Origin of the sequence: Gordonia sp. SGD-V-85 (assembly GCF_001456905.1) — a bacterium.
Lineage (GTDB): Bacteria > Actinomycetota > Actinomycetes > Mycobacteriales > Mycobacteriaceae > Gordonia > Gordonia hongkongensis.
Map to the genome: position 1 here is coordinate 126,589 of NZ_LNQO01000001.1, position 17,473 is coordinate 144,061.

Here is a 17,473-nt window from a genome sequence, read left to right on the forward strand (position 1 = left end):
CGAACACACGTTACGGAGTTTAGAGGACGATTAAAGATCGTTTCTTCTCGAAATCCGCGATATGACCCAACGGAGCGAAAGATGTAAGAATCGGCAGAATCGCCGTCGATCTGATGCGCGCTGAGACGGTCGTGCCGATCGGGCCCGATCAGCCGCCGCCTGCTGGGGTCCTCCCGTCCCCTCCGCGGGAGGGACCCCAGCAGGTAGTCCGAATGCGATGTGGCCGGCGCGAACCTGGCCTCGCGGAATCCAGCATATTGGCTCGATGGTCAACCTACAATCACATCAATCGGGATAACTGACAGGAGATCGTTGATGAATGGTCCCGGGGAGCCCGGACTACGTGATATCGACCTCCGACGACTGCGGATGTTCGTCGTGGTGATGGAGGCGCCCAGCCTTCGTGTCGCCGCGGATGACCTGTTCATCAGCCAGCAAGCGCTCTCCTCGGCGATCCGCGAACTCGAGCGACACCTGGGGGTAGAGCTCTTCTCGCGGTCGCGCCGAAGCCTCACGCCGACGCCTGCCGGTGAGGCGCTCTACCGTGGTGCAGTGCCGTTGCTGGCCGGTGGCGAACAGCTCGCGACGCAGGTACGACGGGTGGACGCCGGCTCGCCTGCGCCGTTCGTGATCGGTCACGCCCCGGACCTCGCCTCCTCCGAGGTCTTCCGGATCATCGAACCGGTGGTGCTCGCCGACTCGTCGGTGCCGATCACGGTACGACCGGTCTTCGCCGAACTCATTCGCGACGAGTTGCTGTCGGGAGCCATCGACATGGCTCTCGGACGAGGCGTGGCGGCCCCGCCGGACATGGCCACCACCATCGCGACACAACACGAACTGCGTCTGGCGGTGCGTGCCGATCACCCGCTGGCCGCGCACGACCGGGTCGACATGGCCGACCTCGCCGGCTACGAGATCGTCGTCTGGGGTCCCGAGCACGAGTACGAGTACACCGACATCCTCGTCGGCATGTGCCGGCGCGCCGGATTCGAACCGAAGATCATCCTGTCGACCCTGCTGGGTACGCCCCCGCACACGGCGGTGATCGCACACCCGAAGGCGTGCGCCTTCGTCACCAATGAACCCGGCTGGATCTACGTCAACCGCATCCGGATCGTCGAGTTCACCGATCCGCCGTTCGCACCCGTCCGCGCGATGTGGTTGCCCAACACCTCGTCGACCCTGCGGCGACAGATCCTCGCCGCGGCCGAGAACTCGCTCTGACGTGACCCCGCGCGACGATCATGGACCGACGCTGTTCAGCTCTTCTCGGTCGGGTCGTCCCCGAGGGGGTTCTCCGGTTCGTGCCCTTCGGACACCGCGAACGAGCCGGTCTCTGGATTGACCGTCACCGCATGATGCGGCACCTCACGGACTGCGAGCACCATGGGCGATCCGTCGCGATTGCGGACCGCTCCCTCGCCGGGCAGGCCCGCGAAGGTCGCCGACACCGGCTGGCGTGCCCTGCGGTGACGATGGTGCTGCGCCGCCGACATGTCCGCAGTATCCGCAGTATCCGCGGACCCCTCGACGGGTTCGGTTGTGCTCAGTTGCACATACCGCGGACGGACCGCGACGTCGTAGTGGAACGCACGGAGCAGCGAGATGCACGCCAGCACCATGACGATGGAGAACGGCACCGCCGTGGCGATCGACATCGTCTGGAGCGCGGTCAGCGAACTGGTGCCGCCGACCAGCAGCAGGACCGCGGCCGCCACGCCCTGCAGCGACGCCCAGTAGACGCGGGTGAGTTTCGGGGTGTCGATCTTGCCGCCGGTAGCCAGCATGTCGATGACCAACGACCCCGAGTCCGAAGACGTGACGAAGAACAGCACGACGATGACGATTGCGACGACGCTGCTGATGGCCGACATCGGCAAGGTGTCGAGGAGCTGGAACAACGACGTGTTCGTGTCGACCTCGCCGTCGACGAGCATGTCGCCGAACTCCATCTGCCGCAGGATGCCCGAGTCGCCGAACACGGTGAACCATATGGTGCTGACCAGGGTCGGCATGATGAGCACGCCACCGATGAACTGCCGGATCGTCCGGCCCCGCGAGATCCGTGCGATGAACATACCGACGAACGGCGCCCAGCTGATCCACCAGCCCCAGTAGAAGATCGTCCACGCGCCCTCCCAGCCGTCGTCGGTGAACGGCGCCGTGCGCAGCATCAGATCGGGGAAGGCCTGGATGTAGTTGCCGATGTTCTGCACCCACGACTGGATGAGAAAGAGCGTCGAACCGAGGAGCAGGACGAAGACGGTCAGTGCCGCCGCGACGGCCATGTTGAGGTTGGACAGCCACCGCAGGCCCTTGGTCACCCCGGTGACCACCGAGAAGATGGCCAGGCCGGTGATGCCGATGATCAGCGCGACGATGATCCAGTTGTTGACGTCGACCCATCCGAGGTAATCGAGACCGGCGCTGATCTGCTGGATGCCGAAGCCGAGCGAGGTCGCGACGCCGAACAGAGTGCCGACGATGGCGACGATGTCGACCGCGTGACCCAGCCAGCCCTCGACGCGTTCGCGGCCGAGGAGCGGCTCGAGCAGCCACCGGACGGACAACGGCCGTCCCTTGCGGAAGGTCATGTAGGCCAGGCCGAGTCCGACGACGACGTAGATCGCCCAGGCGTGCAGACCCCAGTGATAGAGCGTCAGTTCCATCGCCTGATTGGCCGCGGCGTCGGTGCCACCCGGGATGCCGCCGGCCTCGGGCGGGTTCACGTAGTGCGAGAGAGGCTCGGCCACGCCGTAGAACACGAGTCCGATGCCCATCCCGGCAGCGAAGAGCATGGCGAACCAGGAGAGCACCCCGAACTCGGGGTCCTCGTCGTCCTCACCGAGCTTGATGGTGCCGATCCGGCTGATCGCGCAGTACACCGCGAACAGGACGAAGCCGGTGGCGATCAGGACGTACCACCAGCCCACGCCGTCGGTGATCCACTTGTTGAGATTCTCGAAAGCGTCCGCGGCGGTCCCCGCGTAGATCACCGCGAACATGATCAGGCCGAAGATGAGGGCGGACGCGGTCAGGAATACCGGTTTGTGCAGTTCACGCCAGGCGTTGCGGAACATGTGACTCCCTTGGTCCCAGATTTGTGCGCTCGATGATGGCGGCAGTCGATGAAGTGTCCGAATTTCGACCTTACGGACACCGCGATCGGTCCGCTGACCGGGGTGAGGCTGCACGGCCCTCGGCGCGTGTCGTCAGTACGACGTCATGACGACGGCCACCGCTCGGTGATCAGCTCGACCATCTCCTCGACCCACGCGTCGTCGAGTGCGGCGTCGCTGCGGATGAGGATGCGGAAGATCGCGGTGCCGGCGACGACCTCCGCGAGCATGGGCAACCGGTCGTCGCCCCGGCGTTCCTGACCGAACCGGGATTCGAAGGCGGTGAGGTCGCCGGCGAGCCGGGCGATCATCTGACTGTGCAGCTCGGGTGAGGCCACGGTGTCGGCGATGAGACCGGGTAGCGCCACGCGCACCTCAGGCCGGTTGAACATCGCCCGCACGATCTCGACGAGCGCCCGGATGTCCTGTCGGGCGTCGCCCGAACCTGTTGGCGGCGCCAGGGTTTCGGCGGCCAGAACTGCTTCGTGGACGAGCTGGGCCTTGCCGGACCAGCGCCGGTAGATGGCCGCGGTGGTGGTGCCCGCGCGGGCCGCGATCGCCGAGAGGGACAGCGCCGGGTAGCCCGTCTCGAGGATGAGTTCGCGGGTGGCCGCGATGATCGCGGTATCGATCCGCCCGTCGCGGGGCCGTCCGGGCGACGCAGGGTTCGACCTCTTGTGTTCCCTTCGGCCATCTGCTGTCATGAGTCCCAGCATAGTTGCAATACGGTGTGCATCGTATTTTATGGGAGGGTCCGTGGAACTCAGTCCACTCGACGAATATCCGATCCATCAGGCCCCGGCGCCGATCACCTGGCCGGCGACCTCCGACCGGAACTTCTACGACCGTTCGTACTTCAACGTCCTAGACCGCGAGGGCCGGTTCATGGCGCTGACCGGCATCGGCTACTACCCGCGGCTCGGGGTCAAGGACGCCTACTTCGTCGTCCGGCGCGGGGATACTCAGACCGCGGTGCACCTGAGCGACGCCATCGACGACGACCGCCTGCGGCAGAACGTCAACGGCTACCGCCTGGATGTGCTGGAGCCGTTGCAGGAGCTACATCTGACGCTGGCCGAGACCGAGGGAATCTCCGCCGATCTGACCTTCCGCGGTCTCTTCCCCGCGGCGCTGGAGAAGCCGCACGACATGCTCACCGAACGGCGGGTCACCCTGCAGGCGTGCCGGTTTGCGCAAGTGGGCAGCTGGCAGGGATGGATCGATGTCGACGGGGAGCGGTTGACGGTCGAGTACGACACCAGCGTGGCGAGCCGGGACCGGTCGTGGGGCATCCGCCCCGTCGGTGAGTCCGAACCCGCGGGCCGGCCCGACGCCGCCTTCCGCGGCATGTGGTGGCTGTACCTGCCGTTGGCCTTCGACGACTTCCAGTTGTTCCTGATCCTGCAGGAGGATCCGGACGGTCATCGCAGTCTCTACGACTGCACGCGGCGCTGGCGGGACGGTCGCGTCGAGCAACTCGACGGTGTGCGCGTCGCCATCGATTACACGCCGGGCACACGGATTCCCCGGGGCGCGCACGTCGAGTTCCTGACCCGTGCCGGTGACCGGGTCGTCCTCGACGTGGAGTCGAAACTGTTCGCTCCCATCGCGTTCGGATCGGGGTACGGCGGCGACTCGTCGTGGGGACACGGCACATGGAGAGACGGACCGTTCGCCGAACGCGTCAGCTTCGACCTCACCGACCCGGAGGTGATGGCGCGGGCGCCCTTCAGTCTGATCGACCACGTCGGGTCGGCCGTCTGTACCGAACCGGACGGCACCGTCCGGCATGGTGCCGGTCTGTTCGAGCACGGCGTCATCGGTCCTCATCACCCGTCGGGATTCTCCGACTGGACCGATGTGATCGGCTAGGACATCGACATGAAGATCATGACGGCATTGTTCGATCCGGTCGGAGCAGTCGATCGCGCGCGGGCGTTGCAGGAGGCCGGCGCGTCGGGGGTGTTCACCTTCGAAGGTCCGCACGACGTGTTCACGCCGCTCGCGCTCGCGACAGCGGTCGACGGGCTCGACATCATGTCGAATGTGGCGATCGCGCTCCCGCGCAACCCGATTCAACTGGCTCATCAGGCGAACGACCTGCAGCTGCTCAGCGAGGGACGGTTCATTCTCGGACTGGGCACCCAGGTGCGCGCGCAGATCGAGAAGCGATACGGCACCGAGTTCGATCGTCCGGTGGAGCGGATGAAGGAGATGGTCGGTGCCCTGCGCGCGATCTTCGCGACGTGGAACGACGGTGAGCGTCTGGACTTCCGGGGTCAGTACCACCGGCACACCCTGATGACGCCGACCTTCGTGCCCGGCCCCAACCCGTACGGGCCGCCACCGATCTACCTGGGCGCGCTGGGGCCCCGCCTGACCCGTGCCACCGCGGAGGTCGCGGACGGCCTGCTGGTGATGCCGTTCGGGTCGAAGCGGTTCCTGCACGGCACGACGCTGCCCGCGGTCCGCGACGGTCTCGCGGCAGCCGGTCGGAGCGAGGACGACTTCGAGGTGGTGCCCGAGATCATCGTCTCGGTCGGTTCGGACGCGTCCGGCGCCGGGAGCGGAGCGAGCGGGCCGAATGTGACGGACGACCATGCCTCGACGCGAATGCTGTTGGCGTTCTACGGTTCCACTCCCGCATACCGGCCCGTGCTCGATGCGCACGGATGGGGCGACCTGCAGCCGGAACTCAACACGATGTCCAAACAGGGACGCTGGCAGGAGATGGCCGGACTCATCGACGACGAGATCCTCCACACCATCGCCGCCTGCGGCACTCCGGCCGAGATCGCCGCACACATCCGCGACCGCGTCGACGGTGTGTCGGACCGCATCTGCCTCTATCAACCGGGACCCATCGGTGTGGAACCGCTGGCCGAGATCGTCGACTCCCTGAGTGGTGAGGCGAGATGAGTTCGCAAACGGTCGAATTCGAGGAGATCACCGACGACCGGTACGGCGGCAAGGCGGCCGGACTCGCGCGTCTGCGGCGCCTGGGTCTCCCGGTTCCGCCCGGGTACGTCATCGCCGGCGCGTCCGGGGTGTCCGACGCTGCGACAGCACGATTCGACGAGATGGCCGCCGCCGGATGGACACCGGTCGCGGTCCGGTCCTCGGCCGTGGGGGAGGACGGGGACGACCAGTCCTTCGCCGGTCAGTACGACACCGTGCTGGGGGTCGACACCGTCGACCGCTTCGTCGACGCGGTTCGCGCCTGTGCCGACTCGGTGCACTCGCTCCGCGCGTCGTCGTACAGCGGGAATGCCTCGGCCACCATGAATGTGGTGGTCCAGCGGATGGTCGATGCGCGCGCCGCGGGCGTGGTGTTCACCGCGGACCCGGTCTCAGGTCGGCGGGACCTGACGGTGATCGACGTCGTTTCCGGACTCGGCGAGGCGCTCGTTGACGGGACGGTTGCTCCCGATCACGTCGTGCTCGATGCCGACGGAACCGCGGTCGTCAACGAAACCGTTGCGGCGCCGGTTCTGTCGCCGGTCGAGATCGCGGCGATCCAGTCCGGCGCCCGCCGGGCCGAGCAGGAGTGGGGCCGGCCGATGGACCTCGAATGGGCCATCGACAAATCCGGTGAAATCTGGTGGTTGCAGGCCCGGCCGATCACCACGCTGCCCGGTGACCTCAACGAGATGGACTCGTCGGTGGCCGGCGCCGACCATGTCTACACACGATGCAACATCGGCGAGATGATGCCGGGCGCGTTCTGTCCGCTGACCGCATCGGTCTCCGGGTTCGCGATCGACTACGCGATGCAGATGGTGCAGGTGGTCGCCCGGGCACAGGAGCGATACGAGAAGCCCTGGCTGCAGGTGGGCTACTTCTACGGGCACATGTTCCTGAACCTGACCGAGGGCACGGCACTGAGTTCCGGCATCCTCGGGAACTCGCTGGAACAGTTCTCGACCTCGATCTGCGGGCGGGTCATCGACGAACTCGAACCCAAGCCGCCACAACCGTTCCGGCGCAAGCTCGGGAACACCGTCCGGCTGACCTCGCATGCGCTGTCGGTCGGTCCCGCCATTCGTCGACTGCCCGGTGAGATCGCCGGGTTCGCGGTGCCGACGAGCCGCGACCCCCGGATCGTATGGCAGGAGCTGGAAGCCGGGGTCGCCCAGTACTGCGACGTCACCCTCATCCATGTGCGGTCGTCCTCACGCGCTGCCGTCGCGGCGAATGTGCTCGAGAGCGTGCTGGTCCGGCGCGCGGAGAAGGACGGCCGCACCGAGGACGACGGCAAGGCCGAGGCCGCCCGGCTCATGGCCGGTGCGTCGGAAGTCGAGAGCGCGCTGATGCTCGCCGAACTCGACGCCGTCGTACGGACGATCGCCGCCGATTCCGCGGTGGCCGAGGAGTTCCTCTCCGCCGCACCGGACGTGGCGGTCGCCGGGCTGCGGTCGGCCTCCGGTGACGCCGGTCGCGCGTTGCAGCGTTTCCTCGAGCGGCACGGTCACCGCGGTTACCGCGAACTGTGTATGCGCGACCCGTCCTGGGCCGACGACCCCGGTGGTCTGGGGGCGATGATGCAGGTGATGCTGCGGTCTGCGCTCGACCCCGCCGTTCGGAATTCGGCCCCGGCGGTTGTCGACGAAACGCCGCCCGCCGCGATCAGGCTTCTCGCCCGCCTGGCGCAGGGGGGTGCACGGGGGCGCGAGGAGACGAAGTCGCGGATGGCGCTGATGGCCCATCGGCTCAAGCGCGGTTACCGGCACCTCGGCGAGGTGTTGGCCGAGACCGGGCGGCTTCCCGACGCCGATCTCGTCTTCTTCTTCGACCGTGCGGAGCTGCACCGGGTCGTCGGCGCCGGCGACATCACCGACCTCGTCGAGAGCGCGCAGAAGCGTCGAGAAGCTTTGTCGTACCAGGATCGGCTCGAGTTCGACGACGTGTCGGTCGGCCGCCCGTCCCCGCGCGTCGTAGCTCCCGAGCGGAATGTCGGCGATGGCCGGATCGTGGGTCGTCCGGCGGGCCGTGGAACCGTCGAAGGCGTGGTGCGCGTGGCCAAGTCGATCGTGGAGGCGCGTGACGTCCAGCGCGGCGAGATCCTCGTGGCACCCGTCACCGACGTCGGCTGGACGCCGTACTTCACCGTCATCGGCGCGCTGGTCACCGACATCGGCAGCTCGGTCTCGCACGGGGCGGTGGTCGCCCGCGAATACGGGCTGCCGTGCGTCGTGAACACCCTGGTGGGCACTCAGGTGTTGCGGACGGGAGACCGCGTGCGGGTCGACGGAGATCGCGGGATCGTCGAACGGCTCGAGGCGAGCTGAACCGGTTGAGAACCAGCGGGTTCACTTATCACCCGAGGCGATGTCGGCGTAGTGGTCACGGAGATCGCGCTTGAGGATCTTGCCGCTGGGGTTCTTGGGCAGGGACTCGCTCGCGATCACGATCTTCGGGATCTTGTACGGCGCGAGTCGGTCTCGGCAGTGCTGGGTGATCGATCCCGGGTCGATCGTGTACCCGGGGGCCGGTACCACCACCGCGGCAACGGCTTCCACCCAGTAGGGATGCGGAACGCCGATGACCGCTGCTTCCTGCACGGCAGGGTGTTCGAACAACACTTCCTCGACCTCGCGGCTCGACACGTTCTCGCCGCCGGTCTTGATCATGTCCTTCTGCCGATCGACCACCCACAGGTATCCGTCGCCGTCGAAGTAACCGAGATCGCCGCTGTGGAACCAGCCCCCGCGGAACGACTCGGCCGTCTTCTCGGGCAGATTGAGGTAGCCGACGGTCACCTGGGGACTGCGGTGCACGATCTCGCCGACGGTGCCGGCAGGGACGGTCCGGCCGTCGGAGTCGACGATCCGGGTCTCGACGTTCAGTGCGGGGCGGCCGGCGGAACCGCCGCGCGTGGTCTGATCGTCGGGCGCCAGAACCGTGGCGAGCGAGCCCATCTCGGTCTGGCCGTAGAAGTTCCGCAGACGAAGGCCGGGGAGGGCGGCGGTCAGTTCGCCCAGCACCTCGACGGGGAGCGCGGAGGCCCCGTAGTAGCCCTTCCGCAGCGACGACAATGCATCCGGGTCGAAGTCGGGAGAACTCAGCAACGAGATCCACACCGTCGGCGGGCAGAAGAGTTTGGTCGCACCCTCCTGCGCCACAGTGCGGAGAAGCGTTGCGGCGTCCGGACGATCGAGGATGATGCTGGTCGCGCCCAGCATGATGTCGGTGATCAGGAAGTTGTCCAGTTGCGCGCAGTGGTAGAGCGGAAGCGAGTGCACCTCGATGTCGTCGTCGCTCATCCCGCCCGAGACGACGCAACTCATGTACTGCCACATGAGCGTCCGGCTCGTGTGCATCGCGCCCTTCGGCCGGGATTCGGTGCCGGAGGTGTACATGATGCGGATGACGTCGTCGTCGGCGACGCGGACGTCGGGCAGCGGCCCGGCCGGTTCGCGCACCCAGTCGTCGACGGACGGCCATCGGGAATCGGAAAGGTCGAGACCGCGCGGGATCGATCGACGCACGGTCACCGGTGCGGTGGATGCGGCGATCGCCTCGTCGGCGGTGGGCACGAGCGCGTCTTCGACGATCAGGCCGGATGCGCCGCAATCGTCGAGGATGTAGGCGATCTCCGCCGAGGTGAGCATGAAGTTGATCGGGACCGAGATGACCCCGATTCGCGCGGCGGCGAAGATGACCACGGGGAATTGCCAGCAGTTGTGCGACAGGATGCCGAGGGTCTGCCCCTGCCGCAGGCCGGCGGCGTGCAACGCGGCGGCGACCCGTTCGACCGCGTCGTCGAACTCCCGGAAGGTCAGGCGGGTGTCGCGGTGGATGACGGCCGGCTTGTCGGGCGTCCGGGCGGCCGACCTGCGCGGGATGTCGCCGAGCGAGTGCGACCGCGCCGCGCCGGTCAGGTCGGTGCCGAGGGGAGGAGTCGTCGTCATGGGCGGGTGCCTCTCGATCCGGTGGGATTGGTCGACCCGGACCGCTGGTCACGGGTCGATGGGTACTGTTCGTAGCTATGCGCGGTAGTTCTGAGCCGGGCGCCCGATGCAGGCCCGGCGCCGATCCGGTGTCGCCTCGCGGGGGATGGCAGGACCTGCTGTCGCGTCGGCAGATGCTCGGGGTCCTGGCGGTGCTCGAGCAGTGCGAACACGCGGCCGGCGGTCAGGACTTCAAAGAAGGTCTGGTCGAGGCCATCTCCACGTACTTCGGGGTTCGCGACGTGACGTTCTTCCACGGCCGCACCTACAGCGAGATCTTCGACGACCCGGCACCGCTGCTGACCGGCGCCGCGGCCCCGCTGCTGCGGGACTACCGCGAACGATGGCGCGACAAGGACATCTTCGCGCTGCCGCGTGCCCGGCGGGTCCTCACGGCCGAGGGATTCGCGACCCTCGAAGAACTGTCGCGCCTGCCGGTCCCGCAGCGCTCCTATGTCGTGGACTATCTGCACCCCAACGACATGGAGACCGCGTCGGCCCTGCACCTGCCGCTCTCCGACGGTGAGGCCCTCGTCGGCATGTTCGACCGCGTCCGGAAGTGGGACGAATCCGACCTGCTCGCGATGCGCATCCTCGCGCGTCAGCTGCGGGCTCGATCCACGACGGTGTCCGCGTCGCTGGAGTCCGTCGATCCACTGGCCGCGCTCACGCCGCGACAGCTGGAGGTCGCCGAACTCGTCAGCGACGGACTGAGCAACGCCGAGATCGCCCAGCGCCTGTCGCTGTCGGAACTGTCGGTCAAGAAGTACGTGAGCCGCATCTTCGACGCCGCCGGGTTGCGCAACCGGGCCGAGCTCGCGACCGCGGTGCTGCGTTCGCGCCGGCGGGCTCGCTGAGCGGCCCGGCGCAGCGGTGACTCCCGGCGCGGTCACGGGGCAGGCGTCGGTGTGTACGCGACGACGGTCAGCCCGTTCGGTGAACGCAGGGGCACCCGCGTCTCGTGGCCGCCCACCGACCTCTCGCCGACATGCCAGCCCAGTGATCGCGCGACGTCGATCGTGGCTGCCAGATCGGCGGTCCGCGCGAGGAGTGACCAGGCCGGCCCGTCGGTCTCGTCTGAGACGCTCAGCGCATCCCAGGCCGCCCAGGCCGACCCGTCGGAGAACCTGGGTGCTCCCAACACGGCTTCGACGTCACCGGCGACGCCGGCCCACCGGTCGGTCGCGTGCATCACCGTCACCCGCTCGAACAGCGAGCCGAATCCGGCTCTCTCCGTGTTCTTCTCGTCTGTCATTCAGACCACCGCCGTCGATGTCGCTGCCACGGACGGCGTCAGCCGGTGGCCGAGCCGGTCACGCTTGGTGGCGAGATATCCGGCGTTGTCCGCGGTGGCCTCGATCTCGAGTCCGACCGTCTCGATGACCTCGATGCCGTGAGAGGACAGCCCGTCGACCTTGGCCGGATTGTTGGTCAGCAACCGGACTCGTCGGATGCCGAGATCGTCCAGCACCGCCGCCGCGTCCCGATAGTCCCGGCTGTCGACGGGCTGACCGAGACGCAGGTTCGCGTCGACGGTGTCGACGCCGTCGAGGTCCTGGAGTCGGTAGGCGGCGATCTTGGCTGCGAGACCGATGCCGCGTCCCTCGTGTCCGCCGACGTACACCACGACCCCGGCTCCGGCGTCCGCGACGTGCTGGAGTGCGCCTCGCAGCTGCGCGCCACAGTCGCATCGGCGCGAGCCGAGCGTGTCTCCGGTGAGGCATTCGCTGTGGATGCGCACGAGCGGTTCGCCCTGCGTGGGCTCGCCGCGCACGAGTGCGAGATGTTCCGCGCCACTCGATGATCGGTACACGGTGGCCTGGAAGATGCCGTGATCGGTCGGCAGCGCGCAGGTCGCGCCCCGTTCCACCGAGCGGCCTGCGCGGCGGTGGGCCACCAGATCGGCGATGGAGATCACCGCGAGTCCGTGACGCGCGGCGAAATCCCGGACGTCTGCCCCGCCGAGCATCGCGCGCCGGTCGGGGCTGACGAGTTCGCAGATGAGACCGGCAGGTTCGAGACCGGCTGCGGCGCAGAGGTCCACGGCTGCCTCGGTGTGTCCGCGACGCTCCAGGACCCCGCCCGGCCTGGCACGCAATGGCATCACGTGGCCCGGCCGGGTGAGGTCTTTCGGACCGACCTCGCGGTCGGCAAGGGCGCGGATGGTCCGCGCCCGGTCGGCCGCGCTGATTCCGGTCGTGACACCGACCGCGGCATCGACGCTCACGGTGAACGCGGTGCCGAGGGGGTCGGTCGGGTCGTCGACCATCGGAGGTAGTTCCAGTGCGGCAACACGATCCGCGGTCATCGCGACGCACAGGAAGCCGGAGGTGAACTCGAGGAAGAAGGCGATGTCGTCGACGTCGGCGAATTGTGCCGGCATCACGAGATCGGCCTCGTTCTCGCGGTCGGCGTCGTCGACGACGATGACCGGACGCCCGAGGCGGAGCTGGTCGAGACACCGTTCGACGCCGGCGGAGCTGTCCGTGGGCACACGGTCCTCGTGGCTCATCGGTGTGCCCGCAATCCGTGGAACAGCGAGCGATGGAAGATCAACGGTTCGCTGGCAGCGGGAACGGAGAGGGCGTCGACCCGTCCCACGACGAGCTCGTGATCGCCGATCGGGCGGTGCTCGTCGATGGTGCATTCGATCCACGCATGTGCACCCGCCAGCCGAGGGGAGCCGTTGCCGGACAGGGTCCATTCCACGCCCGCGAACTTGTCGGCGCCGCTCCGGGCGAAGGTGCGCGCCAGGACATGCTGATCCTCGGACAGCACGTTCGCGCAGAAGGAGCCGTTCGCCACGACCGACGGCAGCGTCGTCGAGGTGATGCCGGCGAAGAAGCCGACCAGCGGCGGCTCCATCGAGATCGAGGTGAAGGAGCCGACGGTCATGCCCACGGGCGAACCGTCCGGGCCGGCCGACGTGATGATTACGACGCCGGAACCGAAGTGCGCGAGCACTTCACGGAATCGGTCGCGGACCGACGCCTGGTCATCGGCGTGCACGGACGCGACGTCGTCGGCGATGTGACTGGTGTTCATGGAAGTCCTTCCGATGCGGCCGCGGCGGGTGCGGGTCAAGGACGCACGCACCCGCCGGGCAACCGGGATCAGGCCGGGACGGCCTTGGTGGCCAACTCGTCGAGGGCGGCCGCGTAGATACCTTCGATCGCGGTGGCGAGTTCGGTTTCCACCGTTGCGGATTCGGCGCCGAACTTCGCTGACCAGTGAACCGAGCAGGTGTCGTCGCCGACTGCCGTGACCGAGATGGTCGAGCGGTAGTGCTCGAGCGGGAGCGGGCCGTCGATGTACTCGTAGGAGTACGTGCGCGCCTCCTCGTCGAAGGCGACGATGCGCTCGCGCGCCGGTGCGCCGTCGGTGAAGACCACGTGACGGACGTCGCCGTCCATCCGCGATGCGTCGATGGCCGGAATCCACGCCGCCACACCGCCGGTGTCACCGATCCACGACCACACGTCCCCGGCGGACAGCGGGAAGTCCTTGGTCACTTCGATGCTCGCCATGTCACACCCGTCCCAGTTCGGCTTCGTACTTCTTGGTCATGTGCTCGACGGCCTTGACGTGTTCGGCCGCTTGGCCTTCGCGGACCGCCTGGGCGCGCGCCGCGGCGTCGATCATCGGTTGCGCCTGCCCCTGGAAATACGGCATGACGTCCTGGGCGAACAATTCGTAGGAGCGTCGGGTGGCCTGCGGGTTCGCCCAGTCGTGACCCTGGATCAGCAGCGTGCCGAAACCGCCGGACTGGTCGATCAGGCGCTGGACCTGTGCACGTGCCTCGTCGGCGGTGCCGATGACGCCGATGCCGGAGGTGTTGATGAAGTCGATCATCTCGTGCTTGTTGGTGCCGCGGACGTCCATCTGCGGGAAGGCCGCCACGTGCTGGAGGTAGTTGAACCAGTACTCGATGCCGTGCTCGACATCCTTGTAGGCCTGCTCCTTGGTCTCCGCGATGTGGAAGGGCCCGACCAGTCGCCAGGTCGACCGGTCCACCTCGTCGCTGCGTCCCGCCTGGGCGGCGAACTCCTCGAGCAGACCCCAATGATGTTGCAGTGCACTGAAACCGTCGGCGGTCAGCGTGGCAGCGATCGACAGCAGGCCGATACCGTACTTGCCGGCGAGTCGCGCACCGGTCGGCGACGCGATCGCGGCGACCACGACGTCGAACAGCGGATCCGAGTAGGGGGCCATCTGGATCTTCGCGTCGAACAGTTCGTGGGTGCGGGTCTTGGCCGTCACCGTCTCGCCGCGGAGGAGGCGCATGATGATGTCGGTGTTCTCCGCGAGCAACTCCCGGGTGTCGATCTGGGAGAGGCCCAGCATCGCGGCGTCGGTCGGGAGCGATCCGGGTCCGAGGCCGAACAGGGCGCGGCCGCGGGTCAGGTGATCGAGCATGATCATGCGTTCGGCCGCCCAGAGCGGGTTGTGGTACGAGACCGAGGTGACGCCCGTGCCGAGTTTGATGCGGCTGGTGCGTTCCCCTGCGGCCGCGATCATGATCTCGGGCGACGCGTAGATCTCGGCGCCCGCGGAATGATGCTCTCCGAACCACGCCTCGTCGTATCCCAATTGCTCGAGGTACTGGACGAATTCGAGATCCCGCTGCAGCAGCAGCGTCGGGTTCTGTCCCGGTTCGTGGATCGGGGCGAGGAACGTGCCGAACTTCAGTCTGGTCATCGGAACTCCTGTGTGACGTGAGAGGTACACATCAGAAGCTATGACTCAGGACACAGCGAGATAAGTCCGCAAAAGTAGACATTCGGTGGCGGCGACCGGCCGCCCCGGTTCAGTCGGCGACGGCCGGATACGCGTCGAGCATCAGGCCGGCGACCGCACCGAGGGCGTCGTTCCAGGCGGCGGTCATATCGTCGGTCCACTCCGCGCCGCCGCGTTCGGCCATCGTCGCGATGAGCGCACCGGCCACCCAGTCGTACATCTCGGGCGTGACACCGAGGTCGTTGTGCCGACGCCCCAGCGCGCCGAGTGTGCGGTCGAGCCATTCGGCGTCCTCGAGATGATCGAGGACCGCGCCGATCGCCTCTTGGAGCATCGTGGCTTGTGGGCGGAGGTCGGCGCCGAACATGGCCCGGACCTCCGGGTGTTCGTCGAACAGGCGATCGTAGAACTCGAGCATCAGCTCGTGCTCATCGTCGATGACCAGGGACAGGCTGTCTTGCAACACTTCTCGGTTCAACATAGTGGGGCTGCACCTCGTCGGTTCTGCTGAATGTGGCAATGACACAGACTCTGTATCTCTGTAACATCTAGCACGGCGCGCGGCGCTCCACAGCTGAATGGGCGGACCGCCGCCGATCAGAACTCGGCGGCCTCGCTGGCGGCGTAGGAGGCCAGCAGTTGCAGGCGCTCGGCGCTGGGGGAGCCGGGCTCGGCGGTGTAGATCATCAGGATCGTGCCGGGGTCGGCGGTGACGGCGAGTTCCTCATAGGCCAGGGTCAGTTCGCCGACCACCGGGTGGTGGAAGCGCTTGGTCCCGGCGCCGTGGGTGCGGACGTCATGCGCGGCCCACAGGGTGCGGAAAGTGTCACTGCGCGTGGACAACTCGCCCACCAGATCCTGTAAGGCCTTGTCGTGGGGATCGCGACCCGCCTCGGCCCGCATGATCGCAACGCACATCTCGGCGAACAGGTCCCAGTCCGGATAGAAGTCGCGGCTCGCCGGATCGAGGAACTGGAACCGAGCCAGGTTGGGGGTGCGGCCGCCGTCGCCGATGACCGGCGAATAGAAGGCGCGGCCAAGTGGGTTGGTGGCCAGCACATCCTGATGCGAGTCGCGCACGAAGGCGACGGCGTCGGTGATCGCTCCCAGAGCCCAGTGCAGACTGTTGCGCGTCGTGGTGCCCTTCGATGACCGGCGACGGGTACGCCCGGACGCCGGAATGCCGTCGGCCGCGCGAGCGAGGTCGAGAAGGTGGGCGCGCTCGGTGTCGTCGAGCTGCAGTGCTCGTGCGAGCGATTCGAGGACCGACGAGGACGCGCCGGCGATCGTGCCGCGCTCGAGGCGGGAGTAGTACTCGACGCTCACCCCGGCGAGAGTCGCGACCTCGCTGCGGCGGAGTCCGGGTACGCGGCGGTTCCCGCCTGCCGGAAGCCCCGCGCTCTCGGGCGAGATCTTCGCGCGCCGCGACATCAGGAAATCGCGGACCTCGGCACGGTTGTCCATGTGCCCAGGGTAGGACGGTCGGTGATGTCGAGGGGTGCCCTGTCAGTACACCTCCTGACAGGAACTGTCGACGACGCGACATATGCGGTTGCCTTGATGGGTGACCGCGTCTGCCGTCGTGCGCTCCCATGGGGGCGCACAGGCGGCGGACCCGACCGAGAAGGAGAACACATGCGCGGAGTGATCATGGATGCCCCCGGCACGATCCGGGTGGACGATCGCGAGAACCCGACCATCCAGGAGCCGACCGACGCGATCATCAAGGTCGCCGCGACCTGCGTCTGCGGGTCGGATCTCTGGCCGTACCGCGGCATCGAAGACGTCGACCACGCCCCGATGGGCCACGAGTACGTCGGCACCGTGACCGAGGTCGGGGACCAGGTGTCGTCGATCAAGGTGGGTGACTTCGTGGTGGGGTCGTTCTTCGCCTCGGACAACACCTGCGAGATCTGCCGCGCCGGCTATCAGTCCCGGTGCGTGCACGCCGAGCCGATGGGTGCTCTGGGCACCCAGGCCGAGTACGCGCGGATCCCGCACGCCGACGGCACTCTCGTCGCAACACCCGGTCAGCCCGACGCCGACCTCATCCCGTCGCTACTTGCGGCGTCGGACGTGCTCGGGACCGGCTGGTTCGGTGCCGTTGCGGCCAAGGTGGGGCCGGGAAAGACCGTGGCCGTCGTCGGCGACGGCGCGGTCGGGCTGCTCGGTGTGCTGGCCGCGAAGCAGTTGGGCGCGGACCGCATCATCGCGATGAGTCGCCACGCGGACCGCCAGGCGCTCGCGCGCGACTTCGGGGCGACCGACATCGTGGCCGAACGTGGCGACGAGGGCGTGGCGCGGATCAAGGAACTCACCGACGGTCTCGGCGCGCATTCGGTCATCGAAGCCGTCGGCACGCAGGAGTCGATGATGCAGGCCATCCGGTCGACCCGGCCCGGTGGCCATGTGGGCTACGTCGGTGTCTCGCACGACGTCGAACTCCCCGGCCTGGAGCTGTTCTTCTCCGGCGTCCACCTGCACGGCGGGCCCGCCCCGGTCCGACGCTTCCTCCCCGACCTGATCGACCTGATCTGGAAACGAGAGATCGATCCCGGCAAGGTCTTCGACCTCACCCTCCCGCTCGACGACGCCGCCGAGGGATACCGCGCCATGGACGAGCGCCGCGCGACCAAGGTACTGCTCACCGTCTGACCTCGGTCG

Annotated in this window: 16 protein-coding genes; 6 read left to right on the top strand and 10 right to left on the bottom strand. The window is 67.6% G+C overall.

All coding sequences use genetic code 11. The annotated features are described in order from the left end of the window. Nucleotides 1–315: 315 nt before the first annotated feature. Entirely contained in the window at nt 316–1,227 is a 912-nt protein-coding gene (locus AS181_RS00555) for a LysR family transcriptional regulator (protein WP_058249674.1), read from the top strand. Nucleotides 1,228–1,262: 35 nt separating this feature from the next. On the opposite strand, the gene AS181_RS00560 is transcribed toward AS181_RS00555, so the two are convergent. Then, complete coding sequence (locus AS181_RS00560) at nt 1,263–3,083, bottom strand: BCCT family transporter (protein WP_058249675.1); 1,821 nt, start codon at nt 3,081–3,083, stop codon at nt 1,263–1,265. Between the two features lie 143 nt (nt 3,084–3,226). Continuing rightward, nucleotides 3,227–3,826 carry a TetR-like C-terminal domain-containing protein gene (locus AS181_RS00565; protein ID WP_058249937.1) on the bottom strand — a complete coding sequence of 200 codons (600 nt, stop codon included), beginning with the start codon at nt 3,824–3,826 and terminating at the stop codon, nt 3,227–3,229. A gap of 52 nt (nt 3,827–3,878) precedes the next feature. Between AS181_RS00565 and AS181_RS00570 the strand changes: the two genes are divergently transcribed. Genes AS181_RS00570 through AS181_RS00580 form a run of 3 tightly spaced genes read left to right on the top strand, consistent with a single transcriptional unit; the run spans nt 3,879 to nt 8,410 of the window. After that, nucleotides 3,879–4,994, top strand: coding sequence for a hypothetical protein (locus AS181_RS00570; RefSeq protein ID WP_058249676.1), 1,116 nt, complete (start codon nt 3,879–3,881; stop codon nt 4,992–4,994). Between the two features lie 9 nt (nt 4,995–5,003). Further along, entirely contained in the window at nt 5,004–6,041 is a 1,038-nt protein-coding gene (locus AS181_RS00575; RefSeq protein WP_058249677.1) for a TIGR03617 family F420-dependent LLM class oxidoreductase, read from the top strand. After that, nucleotides 6,038–8,410: a PEP/pyruvate-binding domain-containing protein gene (locus AS181_RS00580; protein WP_058249678.1), complete on the top strand. Its 2,373-nt coding sequence runs from the start codon at nt 6,038–6,040 to the stop codon at nt 8,408–8,410. Before AS181_RS00575 ends, AS181_RS00580 begins: the two co-directional genes overlap by 4 nt. 21 nt (nt 8,411–8,431) lie before the next feature. On the opposite strand, the gene AS181_RS00585 is transcribed toward AS181_RS00580, so the two are convergent. Continuing rightward, a complete protein-coding gene (locus tag AS181_RS00585; RefSeq protein ID WP_058249679.1) occupies nt 8,432–10,033 on the bottom strand; it encodes a fatty acyl-CoA synthetase in 1,602 nt (533 codons plus the stop codon). 77 nt (nt 10,034–10,110) lie between these two features. Between AS181_RS00585 and AS181_RS00590 the strand changes: the two genes are divergently transcribed. Beyond that, entirely contained in the window at nt 10,111–10,929 is an 819-nt protein-coding gene (locus AS181_RS00590) for a helix-turn-helix transcriptional regulator (RefSeq protein ID WP_231742195.1), read from the top strand. Between the two features lie 32 nt (nt 10,930–10,961). Here the strand turns inward: AS181_RS00590 and AS181_RS00595 are convergent, their stop codons facing one another. The 7 genes from AS181_RS00595 to AS181_RS00625 all read right to left on the bottom strand — a co-directional run bounded on the left by AS181_RS00595 (nt 10,962) and on the right by AS181_RS00625 (nt 16,273). After that, nucleotides 10,962–11,327: a hypothetical protein gene (locus AS181_RS00595; RefSeq protein WP_058249680.1), complete on the bottom strand. Its 366-nt coding sequence runs from the start codon at nt 11,325–11,327 to the stop codon at nt 10,962–10,964. Next, nucleotides 11,328–12,584 carry a bifunctional 3,4-dihydroxy-2-butanone-4-phosphate synthase/GTP cyclohydrolase II gene (locus AS181_RS00600; RefSeq protein WP_058249681.1) on the bottom strand — a complete coding sequence of 419 codons (1,257 nt, stop codon included), beginning with the start codon at nt 12,582–12,584 and terminating at the stop codon, nt 11,328–11,330. It lies immediately after the preceding gene. Next, nucleotides 12,581–13,117 (bottom strand): flavin reductase family protein, encoded by a 537-nt coding sequence (locus tag AS181_RS00605; protein ID WP_078113737.1) that lies wholly within the window; start codon nt 13,115–13,117, stop codon nt 12,581–12,583. The genes AS181_RS00600 and AS181_RS00605 overlap by 4 nt, the downstream gene beginning before the upstream one ends. A 68-nt stretch (nt 13,118–13,185) precedes the next feature. Beyond that, nucleotides 13,186–13,599 carry an SRPBCC family protein gene (locus AS181_RS00610; RefSeq protein ID WP_058249682.1) on the bottom strand — a complete coding sequence of 138 codons (414 nt, stop codon included), beginning with the start codon at nt 13,597–13,599 and terminating at the stop codon, nt 13,186–13,188. A 1-nt stretch (nt 13,600) separates the two neighbouring features. Next, a complete protein-coding gene (locus tag AS181_RS00615) occupies nt 13,601–14,770 on the bottom strand; it encodes an LLM class flavin-dependent oxidoreductase (RefSeq protein ID WP_058249683.1) in 1,170 nt (389 codons plus the stop codon). Between the two features lie 109 nt (nt 14,771–14,879). Continuing rightward, on the bottom strand, nt 14,880–15,290 hold the full coding sequence (locus tag AS181_RS00620) for a globin domain-containing protein (protein WP_082652828.1): 411 nt from the start codon (nt 15,288–15,290) through the stop codon (nt 14,880–14,882). Between the two features lie 116 nt (nt 15,291–15,406). After that, nucleotides 15,407–16,273 carry a helix-turn-helix transcriptional regulator gene (locus AS181_RS00625; RefSeq protein ID WP_058249684.1) on the bottom strand — a complete coding sequence of 289 codons (867 nt, stop codon included), beginning with the start codon at nt 16,271–16,273 and terminating at the stop codon, nt 15,407–15,409. 171 nt (nt 16,274–16,444) lie between these two features. Here AS181_RS00625 and AS181_RS00630 point away from each other — a divergent pair, with 171 nt between their 5' ends. Further along, nucleotides 16,445–17,464: a zinc-dependent alcohol dehydrogenase family protein gene (locus AS181_RS00630; RefSeq protein ID WP_058249685.1), complete on the top strand. Its 1,020-nt coding sequence runs from the start codon at nt 16,445–16,447 to the stop codon at nt 17,462–17,464. The last annotated feature ends 9 nt before the right edge of the window (nt 17,465–17,473 follow it).

Bases quoted from the DNA above. Each gene is read 5' to 3' on its own strand.
- AS181_RS00555 (WP_058249674.1), top strand. From the start codon at position 316: ATGAATGGTCCCGGGGAGCCCGGACTACGTGATATCGACCTCCGACGA.
- AS181_RS00560 (WP_058249675.1), bottom strand. From the start codon at position 3,083: ATGTTCCGCAACGCCTGGCGTGAACTGCACAAACCGGTATTCCTGACC.
- AS181_RS00565 (WP_058249937.1), bottom strand. From the start codon at position 3,826: ATGACAGCAGATGGCCGAAGGGAACACAAGAGGTCGAACCCTGCGTCG.
- AS181_RS00575 (WP_058249677.1), top strand. From the start codon at position 5,004: ATGAAGATCATGACGGCATTGTTCGATCCGGTCGGAGCAGTCGATCGC.
- AS181_RS00580 (WP_058249678.1), top strand. From the start codon at position 6,038: ATGAGTTCGCAAACGGTCGAATTCGAGGAGATCACCGACGACCGGTAC.
- AS181_RS00585 (WP_058249679.1), bottom strand. From the start codon at position 10,033: ATGACGACGACTCCTCCCCTCGGCACCGACCTGACCGGCGCGGCGCGG.
- AS181_RS00590 (WP_231742195.1), top strand. From the start codon at position 10,111: ATGCGCGGTAGTTCTGAGCCGGGCGCCCGATGCAGGCCCGGCGCCGAT.
- AS181_RS00595 (WP_058249680.1), bottom strand. From the start codon at position 11,327: ATGACAGACGAGAAGAACACGGAGAGAGCCGGATTCGGCTCGCTGTTC.
- AS181_RS00600 (WP_058249681.1), bottom strand. From the start codon at position 12,584: ATGAGCCACGAGGACCGTGTGCCCACGGACAGCTCCGCCGGCGTCGAA.
- AS181_RS00605 (WP_078113737.1), bottom strand. From the start codon at position 13,117: ATGAACACCAGTCACATCGCCGACGACGTCGCGTCCGTGCACGCCGAT.
- AS181_RS00610 (WP_058249682.1), bottom strand. From the start codon at position 13,599: ATGGCGAGCATCGAAGTGACCAAGGACTTCCCGCTGTCCGCCGGGGAC.
- AS181_RS00615 (WP_058249683.1), bottom strand. From the start codon at position 14,770: ATGACCAGACTGAAGTTCGGCACGTTCCTCGCCCCGATCCACGAACCG.
- AS181_RS00620 (WP_082652828.1), bottom strand. From the start codon at position 15,290: ATGTTGAACCGAGAAGTGTTGCAAGACAGCCTGTCCCTGGTCATCGAC.
- AS181_RS00625 (WP_058249684.1), bottom strand. From the start codon at position 16,273: ATGGACAACCGTGCCGAGGTCCGCGATTTCCTGATGTCGCGGCGCGCG.
- AS181_RS00630 (WP_058249685.1), top strand. From the start codon at position 16,445: ATGCGCGGAGTGATCATGGATGCCCCCGGCACGATCCGGGTGGACGAT.